This window comes from Paenibacillus sp. USHLN196, from assembly GCF_037144955.1.
Taxonomy (GTDB): Bacteria; Bacillota; Bacilli; order Paenibacillales; family Paenibacillaceae; genus Paenibacillus; species Paenibacillus xylanexedens_C.
On sequence record NZ_JBBCYH010000039.1, the window covers coordinates 1 to 794 of the forward strand.

At 53.5% G+C, this 794-nt stretch carries 1 rRNA gene; it reads left to right on the forward strand.

From position 1 onward, the window contains the following. Nucleotides 1–794: ribosomal RNA gene (locus tag WFI24_RS34190) — 23S ribosomal RNA — on the forward strand; the annotation flags it as partial.

A 794-nucleotide genomic window follows, 5' to 3' on the forward strand; every position in this document is an offset into this window, starting at 1 on the left:
GGCTTAGAAGCAGCCACCATTGAAAGAGTGCGTAATAGCTCACTGGTCGAGTGACTCTGCGCCGAAAATGTAACGGGGCTAAACACACCACCGAAGCTATGGCTTGATGCTTTGCATCAGGGGTAGGGGAGCGTTGTATAAGGGTTGAAGGTGTACCGTAAGGAGCGCTGGACATTATACAAGTGAGAATGCCGGTATGAGTAACGAAAAGATCAGTGAGAATCTGATCCGCCGAAAGCCTAAGGGTTCCTGAGGAAGGCTCGTCCGCTCAGGGTAAGTCGGGACCTAAGGCGAGGCCGAAAGGCGTAGTCGAAGGACAACAGGTCGAAATTCCTGTACCACCGTAAGCCGTTATGAGCAATGGGGGGACGCAGTAGGGTAGTGACGCAGACTGATGGATGTCTGTCCAAGCAGTAAGGCTGATGTGTAGGCAAATCCGCACATCGTAAGGCTGAGCTGTGATGGGGAGTGAAAATTACAGTAGCGAAGGTCATGATCTCACACTGCCAAGAAAAGCCTCTAGCCAGGTGATGGTGCCCGTACCGCAAACCGACACAGGTAGGCGAGAAGAGTATTCTAAGGCGCGCGGAAGAACTCTCGTTAAGGAACTCGGCAAAATGACCCCGTAACTTCGGGAGAAGGGGTGCCCCGGTAGTGTGAATAGCACGAGGGGGCCGCAGTGAAAAGGCCCAAGCGACTGTTTAGCAAAAACACAGGTCTGTGCGAAGCCGTAAGGCGAAGTATACGGGCTGACGCCTGCCCGGTGCTGGAAGGTTAAGGGGAGTGGTTAGGGA